This is a genomic window from Flavobacterium cutihirudinis, assembly GCF_003385895.1.
Lineage (GTDB): Bacteria > Bacteroidota > Bacteroidia > Flavobacteriales > Flavobacteriaceae > Flavobacterium > Flavobacterium cutihirudinis.
Genome location: NZ_QRDQ01000007.1, coordinates 481,916 through 504,386 on the forward strand (window position 1 = coordinate 481,916; position 22,471 = coordinate 504,386).

At 33.1% G+C, this 22,471-nt stretch carries 24 protein-coding genes; 11 read left to right on the plus strand and 13 right to left on the minus strand.

Features of this window, described 5'->3' with window-relative positions:
• Window positions 1-58 precede the first annotated feature (58 nt).
• Together BD847_RS02055 and murQ are read right to left on the minus strand one after the other, a co-directional pair.
• The gene (locus tag BD847_RS02055; RefSeq protein ID WP_115887323.1) at window positions 59-280 is read right to left on the minus strand and encodes a DUF6095 family protein; all 222 of its coding nucleotides are present in this window, start codon (window positions 278-280) and stop codon (window positions 59-61) included.
• Window positions 281-360: 80 nt separating this feature from the next.
• The gene (murQ, locus tag BD847_RS02060) at window positions 361-1,173 is read right to left on the minus strand and encodes an N-acetylmuramic acid 6-phosphate etherase (RefSeq protein WP_115886599.1); all 813 of its coding nucleotides are present in this window, start codon (window positions 1,171-1,173) and stop codon (window positions 361-363) included.
• 179 nt (window positions 1,174-1,352) lie between these two features.
• On the opposite strand from murQ, the gene BD847_RS02065 reads away from it, so the two are divergent.
• The 3 genes from BD847_RS02065 to BD847_RS02075 all read left to right on the plus strand — a co-directional run bounded on the left by BD847_RS02065 (window position 1,353) and on the right by BD847_RS02075 (window position 6,287).
• Complete coding sequence (locus BD847_RS02065; protein WP_115886600.1) at window positions 1,353-2,495, plus strand: helix-turn-helix domain-containing protein; 1,143 nt, start codon at window positions 1,353-1,355, stop codon at window positions 2,493-2,495.
• Between the two features lie 107 nt (window positions 2,496-2,602).
• Window positions 2,603-3,751 carry a helix-turn-helix domain-containing protein gene (locus BD847_RS02070; protein WP_115886601.1) on the plus strand — a complete coding sequence of 383 codons (1,149 nt, stop codon included), beginning with the start codon at window positions 2,603-2,605 and terminating at the stop codon, window positions 3,749-3,751.
• A 151-nt stretch (window positions 3,752-3,902) separates the two neighbouring features.
• Window positions 3,903-6,287 (plus strand): outer membrane beta-barrel family protein, encoded by a 2,385-nt coding sequence (locus BD847_RS02075; RefSeq protein ID WP_115887324.1) that lies wholly within the window; start codon window positions 3,903-3,905, stop codon window positions 6,285-6,287.
• Window positions 6,288-6,619: 332 nt separating this feature from the next.
• Here BD847_RS02075 and BD847_RS02080 read toward each other — a convergent pair whose 3' ends face one another.
• Window positions 6,620-7,288: a ZIP family metal transporter gene (locus BD847_RS02080; RefSeq protein ID WP_115886602.1), complete on the minus strand. Its 669-nt coding sequence runs from the start codon at window positions 7,286-7,288 to the stop codon at window positions 6,620-6,622.
• 92 nt (window positions 7,289-7,380) lie between these two features.
• Window positions 7,381-8,145 (minus strand): class I SAM-dependent methyltransferase, encoded by a 765-nt coding sequence (locus tag BD847_RS02085; RefSeq protein WP_115886603.1) that lies wholly within the window; start codon window positions 8,143-8,145, stop codon window positions 7,381-7,383.
• A gap of 135 nt (window positions 8,146-8,280) precedes the next feature.
• On the opposite strand from BD847_RS02085, the gene BD847_RS02090 reads away from it, so the two are divergent.
• The 3 genes from BD847_RS02090 (at window position 8,281) to BD847_RS02100 (ending at window position 10,484) form a co-directional block, all read left to right on the plus strand.
• Window positions 8,281-9,444, plus strand: a complete 1,164-nt coding sequence (locus BD847_RS02090) for a THUMP domain-containing class I SAM-dependent RNA methyltransferase (protein ID WP_115886604.1) — start codon at window positions 8,281-8,283, stop codon at window positions 9,442-9,444.
• Window positions 9,445-9,536: 92 nt separating this feature from the next.
• Complete coding sequence (locus BD847_RS02095) at window positions 9,537-9,773, plus strand: hypothetical protein (protein ID WP_115886605.1); 237 nt, start codon at window positions 9,537-9,539, stop codon at window positions 9,771-9,773.
• Between the two features lie 18 nt (window positions 9,774-9,791).
• Window positions 9,792-10,484: an aspartate/glutamate racemase family protein gene (locus tag BD847_RS02100; RefSeq protein WP_115886606.1), complete on the plus strand. Its 693-nt coding sequence runs from the start codon at window positions 9,792-9,794 to the stop codon at window positions 10,482-10,484.
• A gap of 77 nt (window positions 10,485-10,561) precedes the next feature.
• On the opposite strand, the gene BD847_RS02105 is transcribed toward BD847_RS02100, so the two are convergent.
• The 3 genes from BD847_RS02105 to rlmD are packed head-to-tail and all read right to left on the minus strand — an operon-like array spanning window position 10,562 to window position 13,328.
• Window positions 10,562-11,377 (minus strand): DUF6048 family protein, encoded by an 816-nt coding sequence (locus BD847_RS02105; protein ID WP_115886607.1) that lies wholly within the window; start codon window positions 11,375-11,377, stop codon window positions 10,562-10,564.
• Window positions 11,349-11,906, minus strand: coding sequence for a DUF6452 family protein (locus tag BD847_RS02110; protein WP_115886608.1), 558 nt, complete (start codon window positions 11,904-11,906; stop codon window positions 11,349-11,351). The genes BD847_RS02105 and BD847_RS02110 overlap by 29 nt, the downstream gene beginning before the upstream one ends.
• Before the next feature lie 9 nt (window positions 11,907-11,915).
• Window positions 11,916-13,328, minus strand: a complete 1,413-nt coding sequence (gene rlmD, locus BD847_RS02115; RefSeq protein WP_115886609.1) for a 23S rRNA (uracil(1939)-C(5))-methyltransferase RlmD — start codon at window positions 13,326-13,328, stop codon at window positions 11,916-11,918.
• Window positions 13,329-13,550: 222 nt separating this feature from the next.
• Here rlmD and BD847_RS02120 point away from each other — a divergent pair, with 222 nt between their 5' ends.
• A complete protein-coding gene (locus BD847_RS02120) occupies window positions 13,551-14,537 on the plus strand; it encodes a sensor histidine kinase (RefSeq protein WP_244201544.1) in 987 nt (328 codons plus the stop codon).
• 86 nt (window positions 14,538-14,623) lie between these two features.
• Here the strand turns inward: BD847_RS02120 and BD847_RS02125 are convergent, their stop codons facing one another.
• From BD847_RS02125 to epsC, 3 genes are all read right to left on the minus strand, one after another.
• Window positions 14,624-15,610, minus strand: a complete 987-nt coding sequence (locus BD847_RS02125; RefSeq protein ID WP_115886611.1) for an aldo/keto reductase — start codon at window positions 15,608-15,610, stop codon at window positions 14,624-14,626.
• A 165-nt stretch (window positions 15,611-15,775) separates the two neighbouring features.
• Window positions 15,776-16,663 (minus strand): cysteine synthase CysM, encoded by an 888-nt coding sequence (gene cysM, locus BD847_RS02130; RefSeq protein WP_115886612.1) that lies wholly within the window; start codon window positions 16,661-16,663, stop codon window positions 15,776-15,778.
• 1 nt (window position 16,664) lies between these two features.
• A complete protein-coding gene (epsC, locus tag BD847_RS02135) occupies window positions 16,665-17,456 on the minus strand; it encodes a serine O-acetyltransferase EpsC (protein WP_115886613.1) in 792 nt (263 codons plus the stop codon).
• 192 nt (window positions 17,457-17,648) lie between these two features.
• On the opposite strand from epsC, the gene BD847_RS02140 reads away from it, so the two are divergent.
• The gene (locus BD847_RS02140) at window positions 17,649-18,350 is read left to right on the plus strand and encodes a DUF1003 domain-containing protein (RefSeq protein ID WP_115886614.1); all 702 of its coding nucleotides are present in this window, start codon (window positions 17,649-17,651) and stop codon (window positions 18,348-18,350) included.
• Between the two features lie 12 nt (window positions 18,351-18,362).
• On the opposite strand, the gene BD847_RS02145 is transcribed toward BD847_RS02140, so the two are convergent.
• Entirely contained in the window at window positions 18,363-18,629 is a 267-nt protein-coding gene (locus BD847_RS02145; protein ID WP_244201545.1) for a DUF2752 domain-containing protein, read from the minus strand.
• Between the two features lie 124 nt (window positions 18,630-18,753).
• On the opposite strand from BD847_RS02145, the gene BD847_RS02150 reads away from it, so the two are divergent.
• Entirely contained in the window at window positions 18,754-18,939 is a 186-nt protein-coding gene (locus BD847_RS02150; protein WP_115887325.1) for a hypothetical protein, read from the plus strand.
• A complete protein-coding gene (locus tag BD847_RS02155; protein WP_115886616.1) occupies window positions 18,929-19,480 on the plus strand; it encodes a Smr/MutS family protein in 552 nt (183 codons plus the stop codon). The genes BD847_RS02150 and BD847_RS02155 overlap by 11 nt, the downstream gene beginning before the upstream one ends.
• Window positions 19,481-19,619: 139 nt before the next feature.
• Here BD847_RS02155 and BD847_RS02160 read toward each other — a convergent pair whose 3' ends face one another.
• Window positions 19,620-20,621: a hypothetical protein gene (locus tag BD847_RS02160; protein WP_147298489.1), complete on the minus strand. Its 1,002-nt coding sequence runs from the start codon at window positions 20,619-20,621 to the stop codon at window positions 19,620-19,622.
• Window positions 20,622-20,703: 82 nt separating this feature from the next.
• On the opposite strand from BD847_RS02160, the gene BD847_RS02165 reads away from it, so the two are divergent.
• Window positions 20,704-21,828, plus strand: coding sequence for a cysteine desulfurase family protein (locus BD847_RS02165; protein ID WP_115886618.1), 1,125 nt, complete (start codon window positions 20,704-20,706; stop codon window positions 21,826-21,828).
• An 81-nt stretch (window positions 21,829-21,909) separates the two neighbouring features.
• Here BD847_RS02165 and BD847_RS02170 read toward each other — a convergent pair whose 3' ends face one another.
• Window positions 21,910-22,470, minus strand: a complete 561-nt coding sequence (locus BD847_RS02170; RefSeq protein ID WP_115886619.1) for an L-threonylcarbamoyladenylate synthase — start codon at window positions 22,468-22,470, stop codon at window positions 21,910-21,912.
• Window position 22,471 lies beyond the last annotated feature (1 nt).

Below are 22,471 nucleotides of genomic sequence, written 5' to 3' on the forward strand. Positions count from 1 at the left end.
TCTATTTAGTTCGTTAAACCGAAAGAAATCTGAAATTTGTTAGGTTTAACTTTTTGATTTAGTCGTTAAAAATACCTTTCATGATAATTTTCAATCCTAAAAAGATTAAGACCATCGAACTCAGACAAGCCACAATACCAATTCCTAAAACAAGATAATGCCAATTGGTATGTTGATTCATAAAAGCATTATATATAAGTGTTGGACCAATAAACATTAGAGGTAAAGCACCTGTTAAATATTTAATTCCTTTTCCTAATAATTGTTTATTTGTTGCCATTTTGTTTTTGTTTAAAATTTTCTTTGTTTCAGGTTTCAAGTTCTACTTTGAAACAGATTTTAAATTTTACAGAAAACTTTTTACTTTTTATAATTGTCAACAGCATTTCTTACGCTGCCGTATTTTTTCAATAATTCTGAAGCTTCTTCGTAAGGAACAGAAATTTGTTCCATTACCATCTTAACACCGCGATCAACTAGTTTTACATTACTTAATCGCATATCAACCATTTTATTGCCTTTTACCCTTCCAAGTTGAATCATCGCAGCAGTAGAAAGCATATTTAAGACTAATTTTTGAGCAGTTCCGGCTTTCATTCGAGAACTTCCGGTAAGAAATTCAGGTCCTACAACTACTTCGATTGGAAATTTTGCTGTCAAAGCAAGCGGACTTCCAGCGTTATTTGTGATACATCCAGTAACTATATTATTCTGATTGCAAGTTTCCAAGCCTCCAATTACATAAGGAGTAGTTCCAGAAGCGGCAATTCCTATTACAACATCATTTGGACCAATATTATGCATCTGTAAATCAATCCAGGCTTGCGTTGCATTGTCCTCAGCATTTTCAACAGCACGACGAATAGCGCCATCACCACCCGCAATAATACCGTTTACCAAATCGAAAGGAACTCCAAAAGTTGGCGGACATTCAGATGCATCAACAACACCTAAGCGTCCGGAAGTTCCAGCTCCAATATAAAAAAGACGTCCGCCTAGTTTTAAGTTGGCAACTACTTGTGTAACCAGAGCTTCAATTTGTGGGATTGCTTTTTTGACGGCATGTGGCACAGTTATATCTTCCTCATTAATATTGTTAAGGAGTTCATGAACTGACATTTGCTCTAAATGTTCGTATTTTGAAGACTGTTCTGTTGTTTTTGTAAAAGTCATTTTCTTTCAAAAATTTTATCGTTCAAAATTAACATATTTTATATCAAACTTGGATAAATTTATTGCGTAAACTTATCAAAATGTTAAATTTTTTTTCACCGATTTGTTTGAGACGAAATTGGAGTTTAACCCTACGAAATCAACTAAAATATTATATTTGTTAAAATATTAAAAAATAAATGGATAAACTGGATATATTGCAAGGGATTGGCGGAATCTCTGTTTTCGTTTCTTTATTGCTTGCGTTTTTCTTATTTACAGTTAAAACTCAAAATAAATTGGCGAACAGTTTATTTGGTGCTTTTTTTATCTTATCAGCAATCGATTTAAGTGGATTTTTTATAAATCCGGCGACCCGCACTGAGCTGAATTTTGAGATATTTAGATCGACTTTCTGTTTATTAGCAATGCCGCTATTTTACCTTTATGTATTGGCTGTTTGTTATTCTGATTTTAGATTGCAGCGAAAGCATTTAATTCATTTACTTCCGTTTATAGTGGTCAATTTAGTTTTTATTCCGAGAATTTACGGGAGTTTAGATATTGATAAGAATAGTTTTATTACTGTTCTGAATCAAATGCCGGAAATCTATTTTATTCAGATTTTAGTTGAATTTCAGTATGCCTTTTATATTATAAGTGTCTTTTTGATTTTAAAGAAATACAGAGAAATCTATTTAGAAAATTATGCAAATCCGAGTACGGCAACTTATAAATGGCTTTTTCAAATAACATGCGTTTTTCTTACGGCGCATTCTATAGTGATATTGAAAAATTTATTGCGATATACTGGTTTCAGAGAGATATTTCTTTGGGCAAATGTACTTGTAGGGAGCATTGCTTTATTTATAACTTGTTGGTTTATAATGAAAGCGCTCAATCATCCGGAGCTTTTTAGAGGAGTTAATTCAAAATTAAAACTGACAAAAGAAATTTTGCCTGAAACAGAAGAAAAGTCAAACCCAAACAATGCCCAAACCGAATTGATTTCCAGTCAGATTTCGAATTTAAAGCAATATATGACAGAGAAAGAACCATTTTTGGATCCGTCGCTTACGATTCAGGAATTGGCAAATCAAATTGATATTCCTGTTCGGGATTTATCTATTTTGATTAATCATCATATGGATCAGCATTTTTTTGATTTTGTGAATGAATATCGTATTCAAAAAGCCATGAATATTTTGAAAGATAAGTCTAAAAATGATGTTACGGTTTTAGAAATTTTATATGAAGTTGGTTTTAATTCAAAATCTTCTTTCAATACTTCTTTCAAAAAATATACGAGTTTAACACCAACAGCCTATAGAAACGCTTCATAAAGGTTCTGTTAATTTTTAAATACTTTGTTTCTTTGTAAGGATCTGTGCTTTTCTCGATAGAGCTAAAGAACTAGAATATTAATATTGTTTACTAATCTAAAATACTAATGGATATAGATAGTTTTTTGCATGTTATGAGCTGGATTTCAGTTTTTGTTTCATTGTTGTTAGCCTTCTTTTTACTCACAGTAAAAACCCAGAATAAATTAGCAAACAAGCTATTTGCGTTTTATTTACTTTTTTTTGCAATTGATAATATTGGCATTTTTATTAGTGAAGATTTTGTAAAAGCGCATTTTAATTTAGAATTCTTCAGATGGACTATCTGTGCTTTGATACTTCCTGTTTTCTATTTGTATATAATATCCGTTTGTTTCACTGATTTTAGATTAAAAGCAAAGCATTTGCTCCATGCAATTCCATTTATAGTAACAAATATGTTTTTTACCTTCAGACTTTATTTTTTAAATGATGTAGAAAAAATACAGTTTTATAATTTTCGTAGTCAAATGCCTGAATTGTACGGTTTTCAAATATTGTTAGGCCTTCAAATTGTATTGTACAGTATTGCAGTTTTTTTGGTTTTAAAAAAATATAGAGAAATTTATCAGGAGAATTATACTAATCCCAAAACTTCTATTTTTAAATGGTTGTTTCAAATAGCTACAGTAGTTTTTGCTTTGTATTATTTATCAATAGCAAAAAACGGTTTAAGATATACTGATTACGACCAATTATGGATTTGGGCAAATGTAATCATGCAATTTCTGGCTTTGGCAGTAACATGTTGGTTTGTGTTGAATGCATTGAATCATCCCGAACTTTTTAGAGGAATCGATTCTAGATTACAATTAGCAAGAGATATTCTTCAAAATAATGAAAGTATTGTTGGAGAAAAAGGCACGCAAAACGATGCGATTACAGCTCAAATTGTTTTATTGAAACAATACATGATAGAAAAAGAACCTTTTCTGGATCCGTCGCTTACGATTCAAGAACTTTCTAATCAAATAAATATTCCTGTCAGGGATTTATCAATTTTGATTAATCATCATATGAATCAGCATTTTTTTGATTTTGTGAATGAATATCGCATTCAAAAAGCCATGACTATTTTAAAAAATCCTTTAAAAAGTGATTTGACCGTTTTGGAAATTTTATACGAAGTGGGTTTTAATTCAAAATCATCTTTTAATACATATTTTAAAAAGTATACTAATTTAACGCCTACAGCTTATCGAAATGCTTCAAAATAAGTAGTTTGTGAAAAGTCGTACTCCAGACCTAATAAAGTCGAACCAATTTCTTTAACAGAAAATGGTTCGACTTTTTTTGTCGGTCGCGTATGGAAAATTTCTAAGGCAACTTTGCTTCAAATTAATCGAAACAAGTTTAAAATTAGAAATCATGAAAAAACTAAATCTCCTTATCTTTTTAGTATTGCCTTTATTTTGTTTAGCGCAGGGGACGGTAAATTTAAAAGGGAAAATAGCAAGTAAAACAACTTCATTAGAATGGGCAGAAGTTTCAATATCAAATTTAGAAGGAAAAATAATAAGCGGCACAACAAGTTCGCAAGATGGAACTTTTGAAATTCTTATTCAAAAAGGTTCTTATCAATTAGAAGTTGCCCTTTTAGGTTTTACAAATTACAAAAAGGTAATTACTATACAAAAGGATACAGATTTGGGTATGATTACCTTAGAAGAAAACACAACCAATTTAGGAGAAGTTGTTATTCAAACTAGAAAAAGTACGATAGAGCAAAAAATTGATCGTTTGGTTTATAATCCTGAAAATAATGCGACAACGGTTGGAGGCGATGCTTTGAATGCCATAAATACAGCTCCTGGAGTTGTGGTGCAGAATAATGCTATCAATATTTTAGGAAAAGGAACCTCCCGTGTTATGATTGATGGAAGAATGATTGAGTTGACGGGAGAAGAGCTGAATAATTTCTTGAAATCTATTTCGGCAAGTGATATTAAAAGTATCGAAATCATAAGTAATCCTTCTTCAAAATATGAAGCCGAAGGAACTGGCGGATTAATTAATATTGTGATGAAAAAAGGAACTCGTGATTCCTGGAAAAATACAACAACAGCCTCTTATGATCAAAATAAATACGGAATTTTAGCTTTAAGAAATAATTTCTTTTATAATAAAAACAAGTTTAGATTTTCGGCCAGTATTAATGGAAAAACGGGTTATAGAAATATCGAAGAAACTCTTGATATGTATTTTGTTGAAGGACCTTCGAAAATGAAAGCTACAACAAAATTGAATGAAGCTAATCTATCTGGTAAAATGGCTTTGGATTATGATTTTTCAGAAAAAACAACGGTTGGTTTTCAATTTTTAAAAGACAAAAGCAATCCTGATTTTAGTTCGGATATTAGAATTGATAACTATAATTCTCAAAATGAATTAAATAATTATATAATCAACGAGAGTTTTTTAGATAAAAAAACGGGTAATCAAACTTATAATTTGCATTTGATTACAAAACTAAATCCAAATCGAAAATTGTCATTTGATGCAGATTATTTTAATTATAGTTCAAATTTTGATAGAGATTTTGTTGCGAAAAATTACTCATCAGATGGGACTTTTATTGATGTAAATCAATCAGGGCGAAATATTTCGAATCAGGATATTGACAATTTAAGCTTTAAGGCTGATGTGGAACATCCGCTTCAAGCGTTAAATTTATCGTACGGAGCAAAAGTGAGTTTTACAACCAGCAAAAGTGATGTAGTATTTTTTAATACAATTACCGGATCTCCAGTTTTAGATACTAACCAATCAAATCAATTTAAGTATACCGAAAATAATCAGGCGGTTTATATTAGCGGAGATAAAAAAATCAATGAAAAATGGAATTTTCAATTGGGATTACGATTAGAAAATACGCAAACAAACGGTTTTTCTGAAACCTTAAAGCAGGAAACGATAAATAACTATTTTAAATTGTTTCCAACCGTTTTTGCTTCTTATGAGAAAAATGAAAATAATAGTTTTAGTTTGAATTATGGAAAGAGAATTCGCAGACCTGGTTTTTCATTATTAAATCCGTTTCGAGTTTACATCAGCAGTAATAGTTATTCAGAAGGAAATCCGTTTTTAAAACCTTCATTTAGTGATAATTTTGAATTCGCACATTCGTATAAAAAAATATTGAGAACTAGTGTTTTTGCAAATTATATTACAGATGGTTATGGCGTAATATTTACCGCAAATCCAGAAACATTGACGCAAATTGTAACGAGAGAGAATTATTTTAAAGGTCTTAATTATGGAATTGGAGAAACGTATTCTGCGAGTTTTGCAGATTGGTGGGAAAGCGAAAATTCATTGTATTTTACAGGCTCAGATATTAAATTTATTAAAGATATTAATGCAACGCCAGTAAATGGCCTTCAAATTGATTTCTCGACAAACAATACATTTTTATTGAGCAAAGCAAGTAAACTGCAAATCGATTTTAATTATACAGCGCCTTATAAAAGCGGATTGTATGAAACAGGATATACGTCTAGTTTGAATATCGCTTTTAAGCAAGATTTTTTAAGCAAAGCAATGCAGATTACTTTTTTAATAAATGATATTTTTAATACGTCTTATTTAAAAAATGATGTTTCGGTGGTAAATGGCGTAAAACAAGTTTACAGTCAAAATGAAAGTAACCGATTTGCACGTTTATCTGTGGTTTATAATTTCGGAAACAAAAAAATCAACGTGAAAGAACGTGCTTTTGGTAATCAAGATGAGAAAAAGAGAGCGGGGAATTAGATAATTGTTAATTGTGAATTGTGAATTGTAAATGTTGACATTCGAATTTTATATCCTAACAGGTTTTGGAAACCTGTTAGGTATTTTTTTGAATACGGCAGGTTCTCGTTTTTTTTGCGTGAGGGATAGGAGCAAATTACCGAAGTAATGCGGATAGCCCGACCAGATTTGCGAAAGGCGCTTGTAAGCGGTTTGTTAGATAGCGCCTTTTGTAAATATGGTCACGCCCTAATAATCCTGATCTGAAATATGATTTTCCGGATGCTAAAGTTAATACCTAACAGGTTTCAAAAACCTCTTAGGATATCAAAATGTATATGTAGTTTTGAATGTTATAGAAAGAATGCTAATAGAATTCCAAGTACAATCATAGAAACTTTGGCGACATTGAATTTATGTCCTTCACTGCTTTCGAAAATAATTGTCGATGAAATATGGAATAAAATCCCGATTACTATGGCGGTGATTTCGGTATAATAATCGTTTAGGAAAGCCAGATATTCAGAAGCAATGGTTCCAAGTGGTGTCATTAATGCGAAAGTAAGCATGAAAGCAAAAATGGCTTTTTTGTTTAAATCGGCATTGATGAAAAAGGTAGTTAGAATTACGGCAATTGGCAAATGATGAATGGCAATTCCGATTGCCAGACCATGGTGATGACTTACCGGAAAACCTTCTAAAAAGGCATGAATACACAAACTGATAAACAAGAGCCACGGAATTTGAGACATTTTAGCGTGCCCATGAACATGTCCGTGTTCTGCGCCTTTTGAGAAAAACTCAAGTACGATCTGGAACAAAATTCCGATCATTATAAATATACCAATATTATGATTGTGTGATTCGTAAACTTCAGGAAGAAGATGCATTACAGTCAACGACAATAAAAATGAACCACTGAAAGCCAGCAGTAATTTTAAATTGGTTTTGTTATTTGGTTTAATGAACAAAGCCACGCTATATCCTAAAAGTACAGAAAATAAGGGTAATAGATAATTCATTTTTTAGTTTGTTTAATCGTTGATTTGTTTAATCGGTTAATTGTTTTTTTGTTTAGCGATTAAATGGTTAAACAATTAAACGATTTACCAATTTATTTAAAAATCATGATTAATCTTTCGCTTTCAGTTTTATGGAATTTTTTGAGTTTGTAATCTCCAAAAATATCCAGCAAGTAAATACCAGCTTTGGCCATTAATTCTTCAAAATCATTTAAAGTTAAGGCTTTTACTTTTTCGGTAAAATGAAACTTTCTACCTTGATCTTCAAAGTCAATTTCTTTGAAAATATGACCATCTTCAACATATCTTTTTATGTGGAAATCAATTCCGTCAACGGTTTTCACTTCTTCCGGAACCAAAGTTTCGATTACCTGATTCACATTCATAAAATCAATTACCGCAAAACCGTATTCAGATAAACTTTCTTTAATTGCTTTTAGGGTTGTAAGATTGTCATCGTCACTTTCAAAATAACCAAAACTTGTAAAAAGATTGAAAATTGCATCGAATTTTTCTTCAAATGGTTCGCGCATATCATGCACTTTAAAATGAAGGGAATCATTACTGTTTTTAGAAGCTTCAGCTATACTATTTTCAGACAAATCGGCTCCTAAAACATCAAAACCAAGTTGATTTAGATAAATAGAATGACGACCTTTTCCGCAGGCTAAATCTAATACTTTTGCTTTTTCAGGAAGATTAAGATAATGAGTAAGGTTATCCATAAAAATCTGAGCTTCTCTGTAATTTCTGTCTTTATAAAGAATGTGATAATACGGAGTGTCAAACCATGAAGTGAACCAGTTTTCTGTGTTACGTTCCTGATTTGGTGTTGATGAGTTTTGTGCTTCAGACATTTATTCTATTTCAATTAATTCAAAGTACCGCAAATTTAGTGTATTTTTGCCGAAAAATAACTATTTCACGATGATACGTAATGAAACGTTTTTATACAGCTGTGATTGGGGTTGTTTTTTAAAACAAAAATAAAGATGGAAGAAAATTTTAAAATGATAGCCAAATGTTTTTTTGGCTTTGAAGAAATATTAGAAAACGAATTGCGCGCGCTTGGTGCTCAGGATGTTGAAAAAGGTGTGCGAATGGTGAGTTTTAAAGGCGATAAAGGTTTTATGTACAAAGCCAATTTGTCGCTTAGAACGGCGCTTAAAGTCTTAAAACCAATTTATTCGTTTAGAGCCAATAACGAACAAGCATTATACAAAGGAATTTCGGGCATTAACTGGTCAAAATTGCTAAATGCAAACCAGACTTTTGTTATTGATGCTACGGTACATTCAACTTATTTTAATCATTCTGAGTTTGTTTCTCAAAAGTGTAAAGACGCTATTGTCGATCAGTTTAGAGAAAGAACGGGACAAAGACCAAGTATTGATAAGCAATATCCAGATTTAAGGATTAATGTTCATATTGATAAAGACCAGGTTTCTGTTGCCTTAGATACTTCCGGAAATTCATTGCACCAGCGCGGTTATAGAACTGCGACAAATATTGCGCCTATAAACGAAGTTTTGGCGGCAGGAGTTTTATTATTGTCCGGTTGGGAAGGTCAGAGCCATTTTCTAGATCCAATGTGTGGTTCGGGAACGTTTCTTGCAGAAGCGGCGATGATTGCCTGCAATATTCCGGCAAACATTAATCGTAAAGAGTTTGCTTTCGAAAAATGGAAAGATTGGGATAATGATCTTTTTGATCAAATTGTAAATAGTTTGATGAAAAAAACAAAAGAATTTCATTATACAATAAAAGGTTTTGACAAAGCACCAAGTGCAGTAAGCAAAGCCAAAGACAATATTAGAAATGCTAATCTTGAAGATTATGTAACAATTTCTGAGGATAATTTTTTCGATAGCGAAAAAGAAGTTGAAGGGAAATTGCATATGGTTTTCAATCCGCCATACGATGAGCGTTTAGATATTCATATGGAAAAATTCTATGCAAGTATTGGTGATACTTTAAAGAAAAATTACCCGGGAACAAACGCTTGGTTTATTACAGCAAATCTTGAAGCTTTAAAATTTGTTGGTTTAAAACCGTCAAGAAAAATCAAACTTTTCAACGGAAGTCTGGAAGCACGTTTGGTAAAATACGAAATGTACGAAGGAAGTAAAAGAACGAAATTTCAAATTAACGAATAATAGGTGCAAAGGCTCAGAGGTTCAGAGGTGCAAAGGTGAAAAAACTTTGTACCTCTGAACCTTTGTAACTTTGAACCTCAAAAAGAAAAAAAATGACAAAACTACAAGTAAGAGCTTTTTTATATCAATTAGGAACATTTGCAATTCTGTTTATAGCGGGAAGATTTGTAATTGACATGTACACGGGATTAACAGGATTCTGGATTCCGATGACGGCTTTTGTAATCGCGACTATAATCGGACCTAAATTTCAGGCTGTAAAAACAAAAGATGGTGAAAAGCTTTTTATGAAATGGATTTTTATAAAAGGAATTAGAGAAATTGGTTAATCTTTTTTTTAAATTAATATGAAGAAAATTGGACTTATTGGCGGTATCAGCTGGGTTTCGACAGCAGATTATTACCGACTTATAAATGAAGGCATAAATGAAAGAATGGGAGGTTTGAACTTCTCAGAATGTTTGGTCTATTCGTTCAATTATGCTGATATTAAAAAGAATAATGATGCCAACGATTGGGATTTAACTTTTAAAATGCTTTTAAAAGGTTGTGAATTTCTAAAATCGGGCGGGGCAGAAGCGATTGTTCTATGCGCCAATACAATGCATTTAATTGCGGATAAACTTCAGGAAGCAATTGGTATTCCGCTTATTCATATTGCGGAGGCTACGTCGGCTGAAATTCAGAAAAAAGATATTAAAAAAGTGGCTTTATTGGGGACGAAGTTTACAATGGAACTTGATTTCTTCAAAGATAAATTAGCTGCAAACGGAATAGAAGCTATTATTCCGGAAAATCAGGAAGATAAAGATTTTATTCATTACACTATTTTTGAAGAACTTGGCCGCGGACTTGTTACCGAGGAAACAAAAAAACGTTATTTAGAAATAGCTGATGATTTGATTAAAAATGGTGCTGAAGGAATTATTCTGGGTTGTACTGAAATCCCGTTAGTAATAAAACCGGAAGATGTTTCGGTTCCTGTTTTTGACACCGCTTTGATTCATTCTAAAGCTGTTGTTGATTTTCAACTATCATAAAGAATACTTTAAATAAAAATAAAAACCGCGAATTCAATATTAGAATTCGCGGTTTTTTATTTTGGGTAAATTGAATATTATTTTTTAGGCGCGGTTTTAGGGTTTGTCGGAATTACTATTTTCTTTTTGTAAATTGGAATAAAATAAGAAACGGTGTAGTTAAAACCAATTCCAAAACTTCCGTCATATGTTCTGTTGAAACCCGGGATGTATAAATTATCAAAGCCTTCGGGTTTTGAATTTGCAAGCAAAAGTTTTAGCTGAACACCAAAACCAACAAATACATTATTAAATACTTCGGCTTTTAATCCCATGGCAACTTCAAGCCATCCGGCGGTAAGACCGTTGTATTTTTGTCCGTCAACAATTGGCGGCTGCTCTCCCCAATACGGATTTGGATTGTAAATTTTATAACTGTTTAATTGCTGGCTAAAAGTACTAAAACCACCTCTCATTCCAATCGTGATAAGGTTTTCCATATCCAGCCAGTTTTGATATACATTATAATCAAAACCTCCTTTAATATACGTTCCTGTTGCGCTTGAATTTAATCGATCGTCATCTGTTGTTTTATCTTCAAAACCAAGTTCGGCAGCTAAATAGTATTTTTTTGTTAGACGCCAGTCTCCTGTAAATTCAACGCCTTTGTAATCTTTGTCGTATAATCCGCGTGTTAGTTTATAAAGGTCAACACCAACACGAAGGCCATAACGATCCGTTTTTATACTATCCGGTTTTACAACTTCCTGAACTTCGGACTTTGTTGCAACAGTTTGCGATTTTACGGGTACAGTTTCTTTAGCTGTCGGAGTGGCAGTATTTTCCTGAGCGTAACTCATGAACATAGAAAACAATAAGCAAATACTAGAAATATATTTCAATGTGTGTTTCATTTTCTAATTCAACTTTATAATTTTTTACATAAACTTGTCTTATCCATAGTCCGTTTGAATCTCCGTCAGTCAAGACAAAAGGGCGTGATACCGGTACACCGTCAGAAAGGGGATCTAGAGCAAAAGTAGTTTTGAAACCGCAAGCTCTGGAAACATATTCATCCTGATGTGTATAATTGAATCGCAAAACATCTGAATTCCTTGCGGCCACATTCGGATTATTGGAATCTAAAATAAGGGTATACGTTGTTGAATTGTCATTTGTTTTTAAAGGAATTGAAACAGTACTTCCGCTTGTCAAATATTTAGACTCATCGGTAGCATTTTCATTAAAAATAATTCCTTCTTTCATATCCTTTCCAATTACTTTCAAATTTGTAACCGGTCGAAGGGTTGATGGATTATTGGCATCATAAAATGTAATGACTAATCGCGGCGTTGTCGGAGTGTTTGGGTCACAAATATCATCTTTCTCACAGCTTGACAAACCAAAAGTGAAGACCAATAAAAGAGAAATTATTTTTTTCATTTACAAATATTATCTAAGTTCTAAAAGTACAACATTTTCAACATGATGCGTCTGTGGAAACATGTCAACAGGACGAACGCGGGTAACTTTGTATTTTTCATCCATTAAAGCCAAATCACGCGCTTGTGTTGCTGAATTACAGCTTACATAAACTACTTTTTTTGGTGCAATTTTAAGGATTTGATCAATAACAGCTGCGTGCATACCGTCTCTTGGAGGATCGGTAATAATAACATCCGGTTTTCCATGTTGCGCTATAAAAGCTTCGTTGAAAACTACTTTCATGTCTCCAACAAAAAACTCACAATTAGTAATATTATTGCGTTCTGCATTTGCTTTTGCATCCAAAATAGCTTCAGGAACACTTTCTACTCCAATTACTTTTTTGGCTTTTTTAGAAACGAATTGAGCAATAGTTCCTGTACCGGTATACAAATCGTAAACCGTTTCATTTCCTGTCAATCCCGCAAAATCACGTGTAATTTTGTATAATTCGTAAGCTTGGTCAGAGTTGGTTTGGTAAAAAGATTTAGCATTAATACTAAATTTTAAACCTTCCATTTCTTCAAGGATATAATCTCTTCCTTTATATAATATTACGTTTTGATCGTAAATTGTGTCGTTTGGTTTTCCGTTTACAACATATTGTAATGAGGTAATTTGCGGAAATTTTTCGTATAAATGATCTAGAATTAGTTCACGATTTTCTTTGTCTTCTTCAAAAAACTGAATCAAAACCATTATTTCTCCAGTCGAAACCGTACGAATCATTACAGTACGTAATAAACCCGAATGTTCTCTTGGATTAAAGAAAGCTAAATTGTGTTCATTCGCAAATGCTCTGATTTCATTTCTAATAGCATTTGAAGGATCTTCTTGCAAGTGACATTTTTGAATGTCAAGAATCTTATCCCACATTTTCGGAATATGAAAACCTAAAGCATTTCGGTTTCCTAAATCTTCAGTACTTCCAATTTCTTTTTCAGTTAACCAACGGCTGTTAGAAAATGAAAATTCCATTTTATTTCTATAGAAAAACTGTTTTTCAGAACCTAAAATAGTTTCAAATTCAGGAAGTTCAACTTTTCCAATACGCTGCAAATGATTTTTTACTTCGTTTTGTTTGTAATACAACTGTTGGCTGTATTTCATATTTTGCCATTTACAACCTCCGCAAACGCCAAAATGCTCGCATATTGGTTCAATACGATGCTCTGACAATTCATGAAATTTTACGGCTTTGCCTTCATAATAGGCTTTTCTCTTTTTGAAAGTTTGCACGTCCACTACATCACCCGGTACTACATTCGGAATAAAGATTACTTTTCCGTCAGGAGCTTTCGCTACTGATACTCCTTTTGCTCCAGCGTCAAGAACCTGGATTTGATGAAAGACAACTTTGTCTGTATTTTTTCTTCCCATAGCGCAAAAATAAGGGTTTGTAAACTTTTATAAATTTAATTTTCAAAATATTTTATCAAAATGTTGAATTTGCTAGTTTAATTCAGTTTAAAAGTTAACTTTGTTTTTGGTATTTGTCCCACATTACCTAATTCTAACCTACAGTATTGTTATTTTTTTATGAAATTGTATCATAATCTTTCACAAATAAGTTTTCTTAAAAGAAATTATGCATTCAAATTTTTGTTTGTAGCTTTTATAGGAATTCATATTCCGCTTATCGGAATTCTGTTTTTTGTGCTTTATTCAGATCATACAGTTTCGCCTACTTCAATTTTAATTTTTTCTTTAATCATGACCTTGCTGGCGACTTTGGTGACGCTTTTGGTATTAAAACAGTTAATTAAACCTATTTCTATAGCTTCAAAAGCGTTGGATGATTATAGAAGCAATAGAAAATTATCTGTTTTGCCGACAGAATACAAAGACGAGGCAGGATTGTTAATGTGTAATATTCAGGAATCTATATACGAATCTGAAAGTTTTATAAATGAAAAACAGGATTTAATTTATATGCTTTCTCACGATTTAAAAAATTTCGCCGGGAACCCGCAAGGTTTGGCAAAATTAATTTTAAGTGAAAACCCTTCTGATTCTGTAAGTCATCTGGCAGAACTTATTTGCGAATCGACGAATCTTCAGTTTCGCTATATTGAAAATTTTATAAAATTATTAAAAGAACAAGATCAGGTTGTAAAAGTTAATCAGGAAGCCAGAACAGTAGTCTTTCCTAATATTCTTCCTTTTATCAATGAGCAGGTAGAACAACGATTGACAGATAAAAATATTACTTTGAATTTAAGTTTAGAAGCTGTTGAGGCCAAACTTAAAATCGATGAAGGTTTGCTTGTTCAGGTTTTGGTTAATCTTATAAGCAATGCTGTTAAATTCTCTTATTTTGATAGTGAGATAAAGGTTAGAATTTATAATGATGACACTAAATTGATCATTAAAGTTGCCGACAACGGTATTGGCTTTGATAAACATCAGATTGAAGAATTGTTCAAGAAATTCACTAAAATGAGTCGATTAGGAACTGCAAATGAATCGTCGACAGGAATTGGTCTTTACTTGTGCAAAAAAATTATCGAACGCAACAAAGGAACACTTAGTGCTTCCAGCGATGGTAAAAACCGTGGTGCCGAATTTAAAATTGAATTTGAGATATAGTTTTTTTTTAAAGTTGCTAAGATACTAAGATTCTAAGTTTAAATAAAGCTTAGTATCTTAGTATCTTAGTATCTCAGAAACTTAGGCTACCATAAATGATGAACGGATGTTTTTATGTATTTATCATAAATGTCGTTCATTGCTGCAATTTTTTCTTCCGTTAATTTTGGCTGATCATATACTGATAAATTAGAAAGGATATGGCTTTCCTTTGAAGCGCCCGGAATAATACAGCTGATTTCATTAAAACTTAAAATCCATTGTAATGCTATTGGGGCAAGGTTTGTTGCTTCGGGAAATAATGCTTTTAGTTCTTCAACGGCTCTTAAACCTAAGTCGTAATCAATTCCTGAAAATGTTTCGCCTTTATCAAAAGCATCTCCGTTGCGATTAAAGTTTCGATGATCCTGAGGGTCAAAAGTAGTTTTTGAATCAAATTTACCTGTTAAAAGTCCACTTGCAAGGGGAACACGTGCAATTATCCCAATGTCTTTCTTTTTTGCTTCCGAGAAAAACAATTGTGACGGACGTTGGCGAAATAAATTAAAAATAATCTGAACCGTTGTTACGTTTGAATATTCAATTGCTTTTAAAGCTTCTTCAACTTTTTCAACACTTACTCCAAGATTTAAAATTTTACCTTGTTCTTTTAAGCGGTCAAAAAGTTCAAAAATTTCAGGGCGATAGAAAACCTCAGTAGGAGGACAGTGCAGCTGAATCAAGTCTAAAGTTTCTAATTTCATTCTTTTTAAACTGTCTTCAACAAATTTCTGAAGCACTTTCGGCTGATATCCATCATTTACATGCGGATTAATCTGGCGTCCGCATTTTGTTGCTACATAAATACGTTCAGAGCGTGAACGAACAACACGCCCAACAGCAGTTTCACTTAATCCGTTTTCATAAACATCTGCAGTATCAATAAAGTTAACACCATTATCAATTGCCGTATTGATTAATTCATCGGCATTTTTATCATTAAATCCAGATCCCCATTTTCCTCCAACCTGCCAGGTTCCAAGTGAGATTTCTGAAATATTGAAGTTTGTTTTTCCTAGTTTTCTGTAGTTCATTTTCTTTTAAGTTACAAAGGTTCAAAGTTACAAAGATGCATAGTTTTTTTTGTAGAGGCGCACTGCAGTGCGTCTTCTAGGGAGTTGTAAGGGCTTGTGGTTAGTTTATAAAACGTAGCTCAGTTAGCCTTTGTCTCTTTATTCCTTTGCATCTTTGTCCCTTTTTTAGTCGAATAAATCCGAAGACAAATAACGATCACCGCGATCGCAGATTACTGCAACTACAACGCCTGATTCTAGTTGTTCGGCAATTTTTAATGCTACAGCTACAGAACCACCACTGCTCATTCCGGCGAAAACGCCTTCTTCAAGCGCCAATCTTTTGGTCATTGCTCTGGCTTCTTCTTCGCTGACATCGATAACGGTATCTACTTTTGATGCATCAAAAATTTTAGGCAAATATTCCTGTGGCCATTTACGGATTCCGGGAATCTGAGATCCGTCGCTTGGCTGAGCACCAACGATTTGAACGGCTGGATTTTTTTCTTTTAAATATGTCGAAGTTCCAATAATGGTTCCTGTTGTTCCCATTGCCGAAACAAAATGAGTTACAGTTCCTTCCGTATCGTTCCAGATTTCCGGTCCGGTTGTTTTATAATGTGCTTTCCAGTTGTCATCGTTTGCGAACTGATTCAGCATTAAGTAACCGCCTTGAGCAACTTTTTTGTCGGCGTAATCTCTTGACCCGATAATTCCTTCATCAGCAGGCGTTAAAATGACTGTAGCGCCATAAGCGCGCATTGTTTGAGTACGCTCTTTTGTAGAATCTTCCGGAAGAACCAATTCGATTTCGATGCCAAATAATTGTGCAATCATTGCCAAAGCAATTCCGGTATTTCCGCTTGTGGCTTCAATTAATTTATCGCCTTTTTTGATTTCGCCTCTTTCTAAAGCAGATGCGATCATATTGTACGCAGCTCTGTCTTTTACACTTCCGCCGGGATTGTTTCCTTCAAGTTTAAGTAAAAGTTTTACGTTTTTATTTTTAACCAAATTGACAGTTTCCATCAATGGAGTATTTCCAATTAGGTTTAGCAATTTCTGTGGACCCATTTTATTTTTTTTCTTTTATTTTTACTTCAGTTGTAGTGGTATTTAAAACAATAGAATCTGCTGGAATCGATTTGGTAATCCAGGCATTTCCGCCAACAATACTGTTTTTGCCAATAGTAGTTTCACCTCCAAGGATCGTCGCATTAGCATAAATACAAACGTTTTTTTCTACTGTTGGATGACGTTTTGCATTTTTCATGTCTTTGCTTACACTCAAAGCGCCCAATGTAACACCCTGATATATTTTGACATGTTTTTCGATAACGGTTGTTTCACCAATAACAATTCCGGTAGCGTGGTCAATAAAAAATGGTGAAGCTATCGTAGCGCCGGCATGAATATCAGTTCCTGTAATGCGGTGTGCGTATTCGCTCATCAATCGGGAGAAAAGCAATAAATCTAGTAAATACAGTTCATGGCTTAATCTGTAGATGGCAATTGCGTAGAATCCCGGATATCCCAGATAAACTTCGTCAATGCTGTTTGAAGCCGGATCATTTTCCAGAATATATTCAGCATCCTGATTTAATTTTTCTAAAACGCCGGGTAGTTTTTCTAAAAAGCGATCCCAGATAGATTCGCATAAATTTTCCGGTTTTTTGCAAGCCAGCATAGCGATTTCCTTAAAGCGGATTTCGAGTTCATCAATGCTTTCATCAAGTGCAGCATTCGAATCGAAAAGGGTATAAAAAAGCTTCTCGGTAAAATCCTCAGTTTTGGTTTTAATACCGTAATTTATGTTAGAATGGCTTTTTAAAGCTTTGATATTTTGTATGATAGTGTCTTTTGTCACAATTATAAAATTGAATGTAAAATTTGAAACGTTAAAAGTAAGGCGTTTTTTGTAAATAAGGGCACGAATTAACTAAAGAAATTTTAGGAAGCCGGATCTATTTGTGATATTAAAAAGATTATAAAATCATTGAACAATTATTTAATAACCTCAAAAGTTATTTGTGTAAATTAGCTTATAAAATTTTGAAAAATGAAAAACAATCCAACTTTTAAGAGTGCAATTTCTAATATTGAGTTTCCTGAAAAGCAGAGAATTTATGGTAAATCGATTCATGATCCAATTTTAAGTCTTATCATAAAAGATTATCCTTCTTTTTCTGATGCCGATTGTATTGCATTTGAAGAGCTGAATGATTACCGTCAAAAATATATTTCAAACTATTTGTCTACCGAAATCGGAATGCTTTCTGATCTTGAAAAAAATGTTATTTCGTCATTGAAAGAAGACAAATCAATTGTTAGTATTGTTGAAGATGAAGTCGAGACAAGAAATTTTGGACAAAAAATTGCCGATAAAGTGGCTGATTTCGGCGGAAGCTGGACTTTTATTATTTCGTTTATGCTTTTTATCGGGATTTGGATTATCTCCAATGTATATATTTTGATGAATAAAGGTTTTGATCCCTATCCGTTTATTTTGCTGAATTTGATTCTTTCGTGTATTGCGGCATTACAAGCTCCGGTAATTATGATGAGTCAAAATCGTCAGGAAGAAAAGGACAGGAACAGAGCCAAAAAAGATTATATGATCAACTTAAAATCGGAATTAGAAATCAGAATGATTCATGATAAAATTGATCATTTGATTATGCATCAGCAACAAGAATTAATCGAAATTCAAAAAGTACAGATCGAAATGATGAACGATATTCTGAATCAGACCAAAAAATAATTCTTACAAAAACTATAGATAAAAGTGTTTGTAATAATATCCGAAAAGTATAAAAATGAAGTTTAGAAAAGCGAAATTCCAAACTAATTTTTTATGCTTTTTTGATTTGTCAGCTAAATGATAAACCACAAAACCGACAAATAAAAGAGTCGAATAAAGTGCCGGATACATTTTAAAAGCGGCTAAAAATTCTCCCTGAAAAAGTAAGAATACAGAACGCTGAAAACCACAGCCCAGACACTCAAAACCAAAGAGTGTTTTGAATAGGCACGGGATCATATAATTATCTAAATGCACGGTGGTTATTTTTTACAATTTTACAAAAAAATATTCGATAACGGTATGGGAGTTAGGAACTCTTATTTTAAAGTTTCATACTTTTGGAGACTTATATTTAAATAAAATGAAAGCGTTTAAAATTTTAATAATGATTCTTGCTATCGGAGTAGCATTGTACGAGCAGGTTTCTGAGGAGAAAAATATCTATGTAATGATAATTGCGATTGTAGTTTTCATGTATGGAATGATGCAGCTGAGCGCAAAAACACCAAGTAAAAATCAAGATAAAGACGAACAGGATGCTGAGTAAAGGAGATAAGGTTTCGGTTTTAGATGAAGCCATTAACGGAACAGTTGTTTCGGTGAAAAACAATGAAGTTTTGATCGAAACTGAGGATGGTTTTATGATGACATTTTTTGTCAACGAATTACTTAAAATTCAAGAAACCAGTATTTTAATGAATTCTATTAAAAGAATAGATTTAGATGCGATTTCAAAAGAGAAAACAGAGCCAAAACCAAGAAGTTTTGTCAAGGAAAAGAAAGATAAGCGCGAAATTTCGGCTCCTGAATTTGATTTGCACATCGAAAAACTGGTTCCAAATAAACGCGGAATGTCGAATTATGATATTTTAACTTTACAGACAGAAACGGCAAAAAGACATATTGAATTTGCGATCAAAAACCGAATTCCGAAAATTGTTTTTATTCACGGTGTCGGCGAAGGAATTCTAAAAGCAGAACTTGATTTTTTATTGGGCCGTTATGACGGAATAGATTTTCAGGACGCCAATTATCAAAAATATGGCCTTGGTGCAACGGAAGTTTATTTTAGACAAAACAATAAATAGAGGCTATTTTTTGAGTTGTATTTAGCTCTTTTAAAAGCATAAAAAAACATCGGTTTTTTAAACTTATTCATCATTGAATTAGATTAAAAAACCGATGTTTTTTTTGTAAGAATTAAAACTGATTTTTAAAGCTGTAAATTTATGGTGCAATCGTTGTTACTTCTCCTAAAACAAATTCAGTTGCTATTTTAAATGTACTGTTTAGTTTTTTCATGGTTACGTTTCTAAGGACAACTTTATGCTTATAAACCTTATTGACATGTGAAGTGCTTACTTCGATAATTCCACTTACATTTGCGACCCCAGGAACACCTGTCCAGGTTTCTTTAATTGTTGGATTTGTTGGAGTATTATCTACACAATAATACTCTTTTGTTTCTGTAGGTAGGTTGCCATTATAGATGCGATAAAACAAATTGTTTATTGTAGTAGAATTCGAAGTTTGACCAATTGTACCGGTTCTTGGTGCACCTGGTGCAGTATCTTCGTTTTTGATTAAATCTGGATTCAGATTTTCTATCACTAATGAGTTTGCTTGGTTGCTATTGTATACTTTATGTTGTACATCGCAATACTTTGCAATTTGGTCTGTAAAAGCGATTATAATCGATGTAACAGGCGTCTGATAGTCTCCAAAAACATATTCGTCCTGAGTTTGTTCAGGACCAGGTGTTGAGAATGTAATACCTTTAAAAATAATGTTGTGATTGTATCCTACAATTTCGGTGTGTCCATCGTCCGGAGCCGGATCTTTGTAAACGGTTTTTGTTACAATTTGTATTTTTCCTCCCGTTGCAAACCATTCTTCAGTAACTTTTGGTGATGCTGGGGGTATTGCGTCGCATATAGTAGATTTAGTAACAGTACCATCGTACGCTCTGTAAAATACGCGATAAGAAACATTGTCAATATTGTAAAATAAAGTATCGTTAACTGTTGGGTCATTTACAAGTTTGTCTACAGGCAATTGAAAAAGCAGTGCTTCTTGTGGCTTAAGTTTGTATATTAATGTGTTGGTAACAGGGTCGCAACTTGTAGCAGTGACATTTGTAAAATCGATTGTATCTACAGTAAGGTCACCATCGTCGCATCCATTTAATAAAAGAGCAAATAACAAAAGGCTTGCAAATTTTTTCATCATAAATTTATTTGGGTCAAAAATAGTGAAAATTTGGTAAATGATATTTAAGATTAGACAATTGATATTTCATAACTTTGCGCCAATGAAAAAAGTATATCTAGATAACGCTTCTACAACCGCTATACGACCTGAGGTTGTTCAGGAAATGGTCAAAATTATGTCTGAAGATTTTGGAAATCCTTCTTCGACACACAGTTTTGGCCGCAATAGTAAAACCATTTTAGAACTTTCGAGAAAGAGTATTGCAAAGCATTTTAATTGTTCTGCTCAGGAAATTGTTTTTATTTCCGGTGGGACCGAAGGAGATAATTGGATTCTCCGTTCTGCAGTCGAAGATTTAAAAGTAGAGCGAATAATTACTTCAAAAATTGAGCATCACGCAGTTTTATACAGTGTTTTGGCCTTGCAGTCAGATTATGGTATTCAGGTCGATTATGTCAATGTGAATCCCGATAGCAGTATCGATTTAACGCATTTGTCAAATTTATTGTCTGACGAAAAGAAGACAATTGTGAGTTTGATGCATGTAAATAATGAAACCGGAACGATTTCAGACATTGAAAGAATTGGGATTATTTGTAAGCAGTATAACGCCTTATTTCATTCTGATACGGTTCAGTCTGTTGGTAAAACGGAAATTGATCTTCAAAAAATAGCAGTCGATTTTATTTTGGCCAGTGCACACAAGTTTCATGGTCCAAAAGGAATTGGTTTTGCATTTATCCGTAAAAATTCAGGATTACAGCCTTTAATATTTGGTGGTGAGCAGGAAAAAGGTCTACGTGCCGGAACCGAAGCAGTTCATCAAATTGCTGGAATGACAAAGGCTTTGTCTCTATCATATGAGAATTTGGATCAGGAGAGAAAATACATTTCTGAACTAAAAAAATACCTCATTGAACAGCTTGAAATTCATTTTCCAGGTTATAGGATAAACGGCACAAAAGAGGATTTTTATAATATTATCAATATTATTTTACCTTTTTCTTCAGATAAAACTTCTATGTTGTTGTTTAGTTTGGATATGAAAGGAATTGCAGTTTCCCGCGGAAGTGCTTGTCAGTCTGGAAGTATCAAGCCTTCTCATGTTTTAAAAGAAATGCTTTCTGAGGCTGATTTAAAATTACCAAATCTCCGAATTTCATTTAGTCATTACAATACTAAAGAAGATATTGATTGGTTGATTGAGAGTTTAAAAGTTGTTTAAAGTTTCAAGTTTCAGGTTTCAAGTTTCAGGTTTTTTAGCAGAACATGAAACTTGAAACCTGAAACCTGAAACAAAAAAAAACTATTTACGAATCACTTTAACCTGTGAGTCGTTTGTCAATTTTATAATTGTTGATGGTTTTCCGGCAACTTTGTCGTGATATAAATTCACTACATAATCAACTCCGTTTACAATTTCTGGACTAATATCTTTAAAAGCCATTGGTGTTGGCTGACCTGAAATATTAGCAGAAGTTGAAACTAATGGCTTTTTCATTCGCTCTAATAATTTAAAGCAAAAAGGTTCTTTTACCAGTCTTATTCCAAGTGAGTTGTCTGCTGCGATAATATTTGGCGCGACATTTCTTGGTTCGTCTAAGATTAAAGTTGTTGGTTTTTCGGATAAATCCAATATTTGCCAGGCAACTTCGGGGATGTTTTTGAAAACGTTGTACATCATTTTTTCCCCATTCATAAGCACAATCATGCTTTGAGTTTCGGCACGTTGTTTTAGTTTGTAAATTTTTGCAACAGCTTCCGGATTTGTTGCATCGCAGCCAATTCCCCAAACAGTATCTGTTGGGTACAGTATAATTCCGCCTTCTTTGATAACTTCGTAGGCTTTTATGATTTCTTCGTTCATT

Excerpts from the sequence above, each read along its gene's own strand:
- BD847_RS02055 (WP_115887323.1), bottom strand. The coding sequence starts at position 280 with ATGGCAACAAATAAACAATTATTAGGAAAAGGAATTAAATATTTAACA.
- murQ (WP_115886599.1), bottom strand. The coding sequence starts at position 1,173 with ATGACTTTTACAAAAACAACAGAACAGTCTTCAAAATACGAACATTTA.
- BD847_RS02065 (WP_115886600.1), top strand. The coding sequence starts at position 1,353 with ATGGATAAACTGGATATATTGCAAGGGATTGGCGGAATCTCTGTTTTC.
- BD847_RS02070 (WP_115886601.1), top strand. The coding sequence starts at position 2,603 with ATGGATATAGATAGTTTTTTGCATGTTATGAGCTGGATTTCAGTTTTT.
- BD847_RS02075 (WP_115887324.1), top strand. The coding sequence starts at position 3,903 with ATGAAAAAACTAAATCTCCTTATCTTTTTAGTATTGCCTTTATTTTGT.
- BD847_RS02080 (WP_115886602.1), bottom strand. The coding sequence starts at position 7,288 with ATGAATTATCTATTACCCTTATTTTCTGTACTTTTAGGATATAGCGTG.
- BD847_RS02085 (WP_115886603.1), bottom strand. The coding sequence starts at position 8,145 with ATGTCTGAAGCACAAAACTCATCAACACCAAATCAGGAACGTAACACA.
- BD847_RS02090 (WP_115886604.1), top strand. The coding sequence starts at position 8,281 with ATGGAAGAAAATTTTAAAATGATAGCCAAATGTTTTTTTGGCTTTGAA.
- BD847_RS02095 (WP_115886605.1), top strand. The coding sequence starts at position 9,537 with ATGACAAAACTACAAGTAAGAGCTTTTTTATATCAATTAGGAACATTT.
- BD847_RS02100 (WP_115886606.1), top strand. The coding sequence starts at position 9,792 with ATGAAGAAAATTGGACTTATTGGCGGTATCAGCTGGGTTTCGACAGCA.
- BD847_RS02105 (WP_115886607.1), bottom strand. The coding sequence starts at position 11,377 with ATGAAACACACATTGAAATATATTTCTAGTATTTGCTTATTGTTTTCT.
- BD847_RS02110 (WP_115886608.1), bottom strand. The coding sequence starts at position 11,906 with ATGAAAAAAATAATTTCTCTTTTATTGGTCTTCACTTTTGGTTTGTCA.
- rlmD (WP_115886609.1), bottom strand. The coding sequence starts at position 13,328 with ATGGGAAGAAAAAATACAGACAAAGTTGTCTTTCATCAAATCCAGGTT.
- BD847_RS02125 (WP_115886611.1), bottom strand. The coding sequence starts at position 15,610 with ATGAACTACAGAAAACTAGGAAAAACAAACTTCAATATTTCAGAAATC.
- cysM (WP_115886612.1), bottom strand. The coding sequence starts at position 16,663 with ATGGGTCCACAGAAATTGCTAAACCTAATTGGAAATACTCCATTGATG.
- BD847_RS02140 (WP_115886614.1), top strand. The coding sequence starts at position 17,649 with ATGAAAAACAATCCAACTTTTAAGAGTGCAATTTCTAATATTGAGTTT.
- BD847_RS02145 (WP_244201545.1), bottom strand. The coding sequence starts at position 18,629 with ATGATCCCGTGCCTATTCAAAACACTCTTTGGTTTTGAGTGTCTGGGC.
- BD847_RS02150 (WP_115887325.1), top strand. The coding sequence starts at position 18,754 with ATGAAAGCGTTTAAAATTTTAATAATGATTCTTGCTATCGGAGTAGCA.
- BD847_RS02155 (WP_115886616.1), top strand. The coding sequence starts at position 18,929 with ATGCTGAGTAAAGGAGATAAGGTTTCGGTTTTAGATGAAGCCATTAAC.
- BD847_RS02160 (WP_147298489.1), bottom strand. The coding sequence starts at position 20,621 with ATGATGAAAAAATTTGCAAGCCTTTTGTTATTTGCTCTTTTATTAAAT.
- BD847_RS02165 (WP_115886618.1), top strand. The coding sequence starts at position 20,704 with ATGAAAAAAGTATATCTAGATAACGCTTCTACAACCGCTATACGACCT.
- BD847_RS02170 (WP_115886619.1), bottom strand. The coding sequence starts at position 22,470 with ATGAACGAAGAAATCATAAAAGCCTACGAAGTTATCAAAGAAGGCGGA.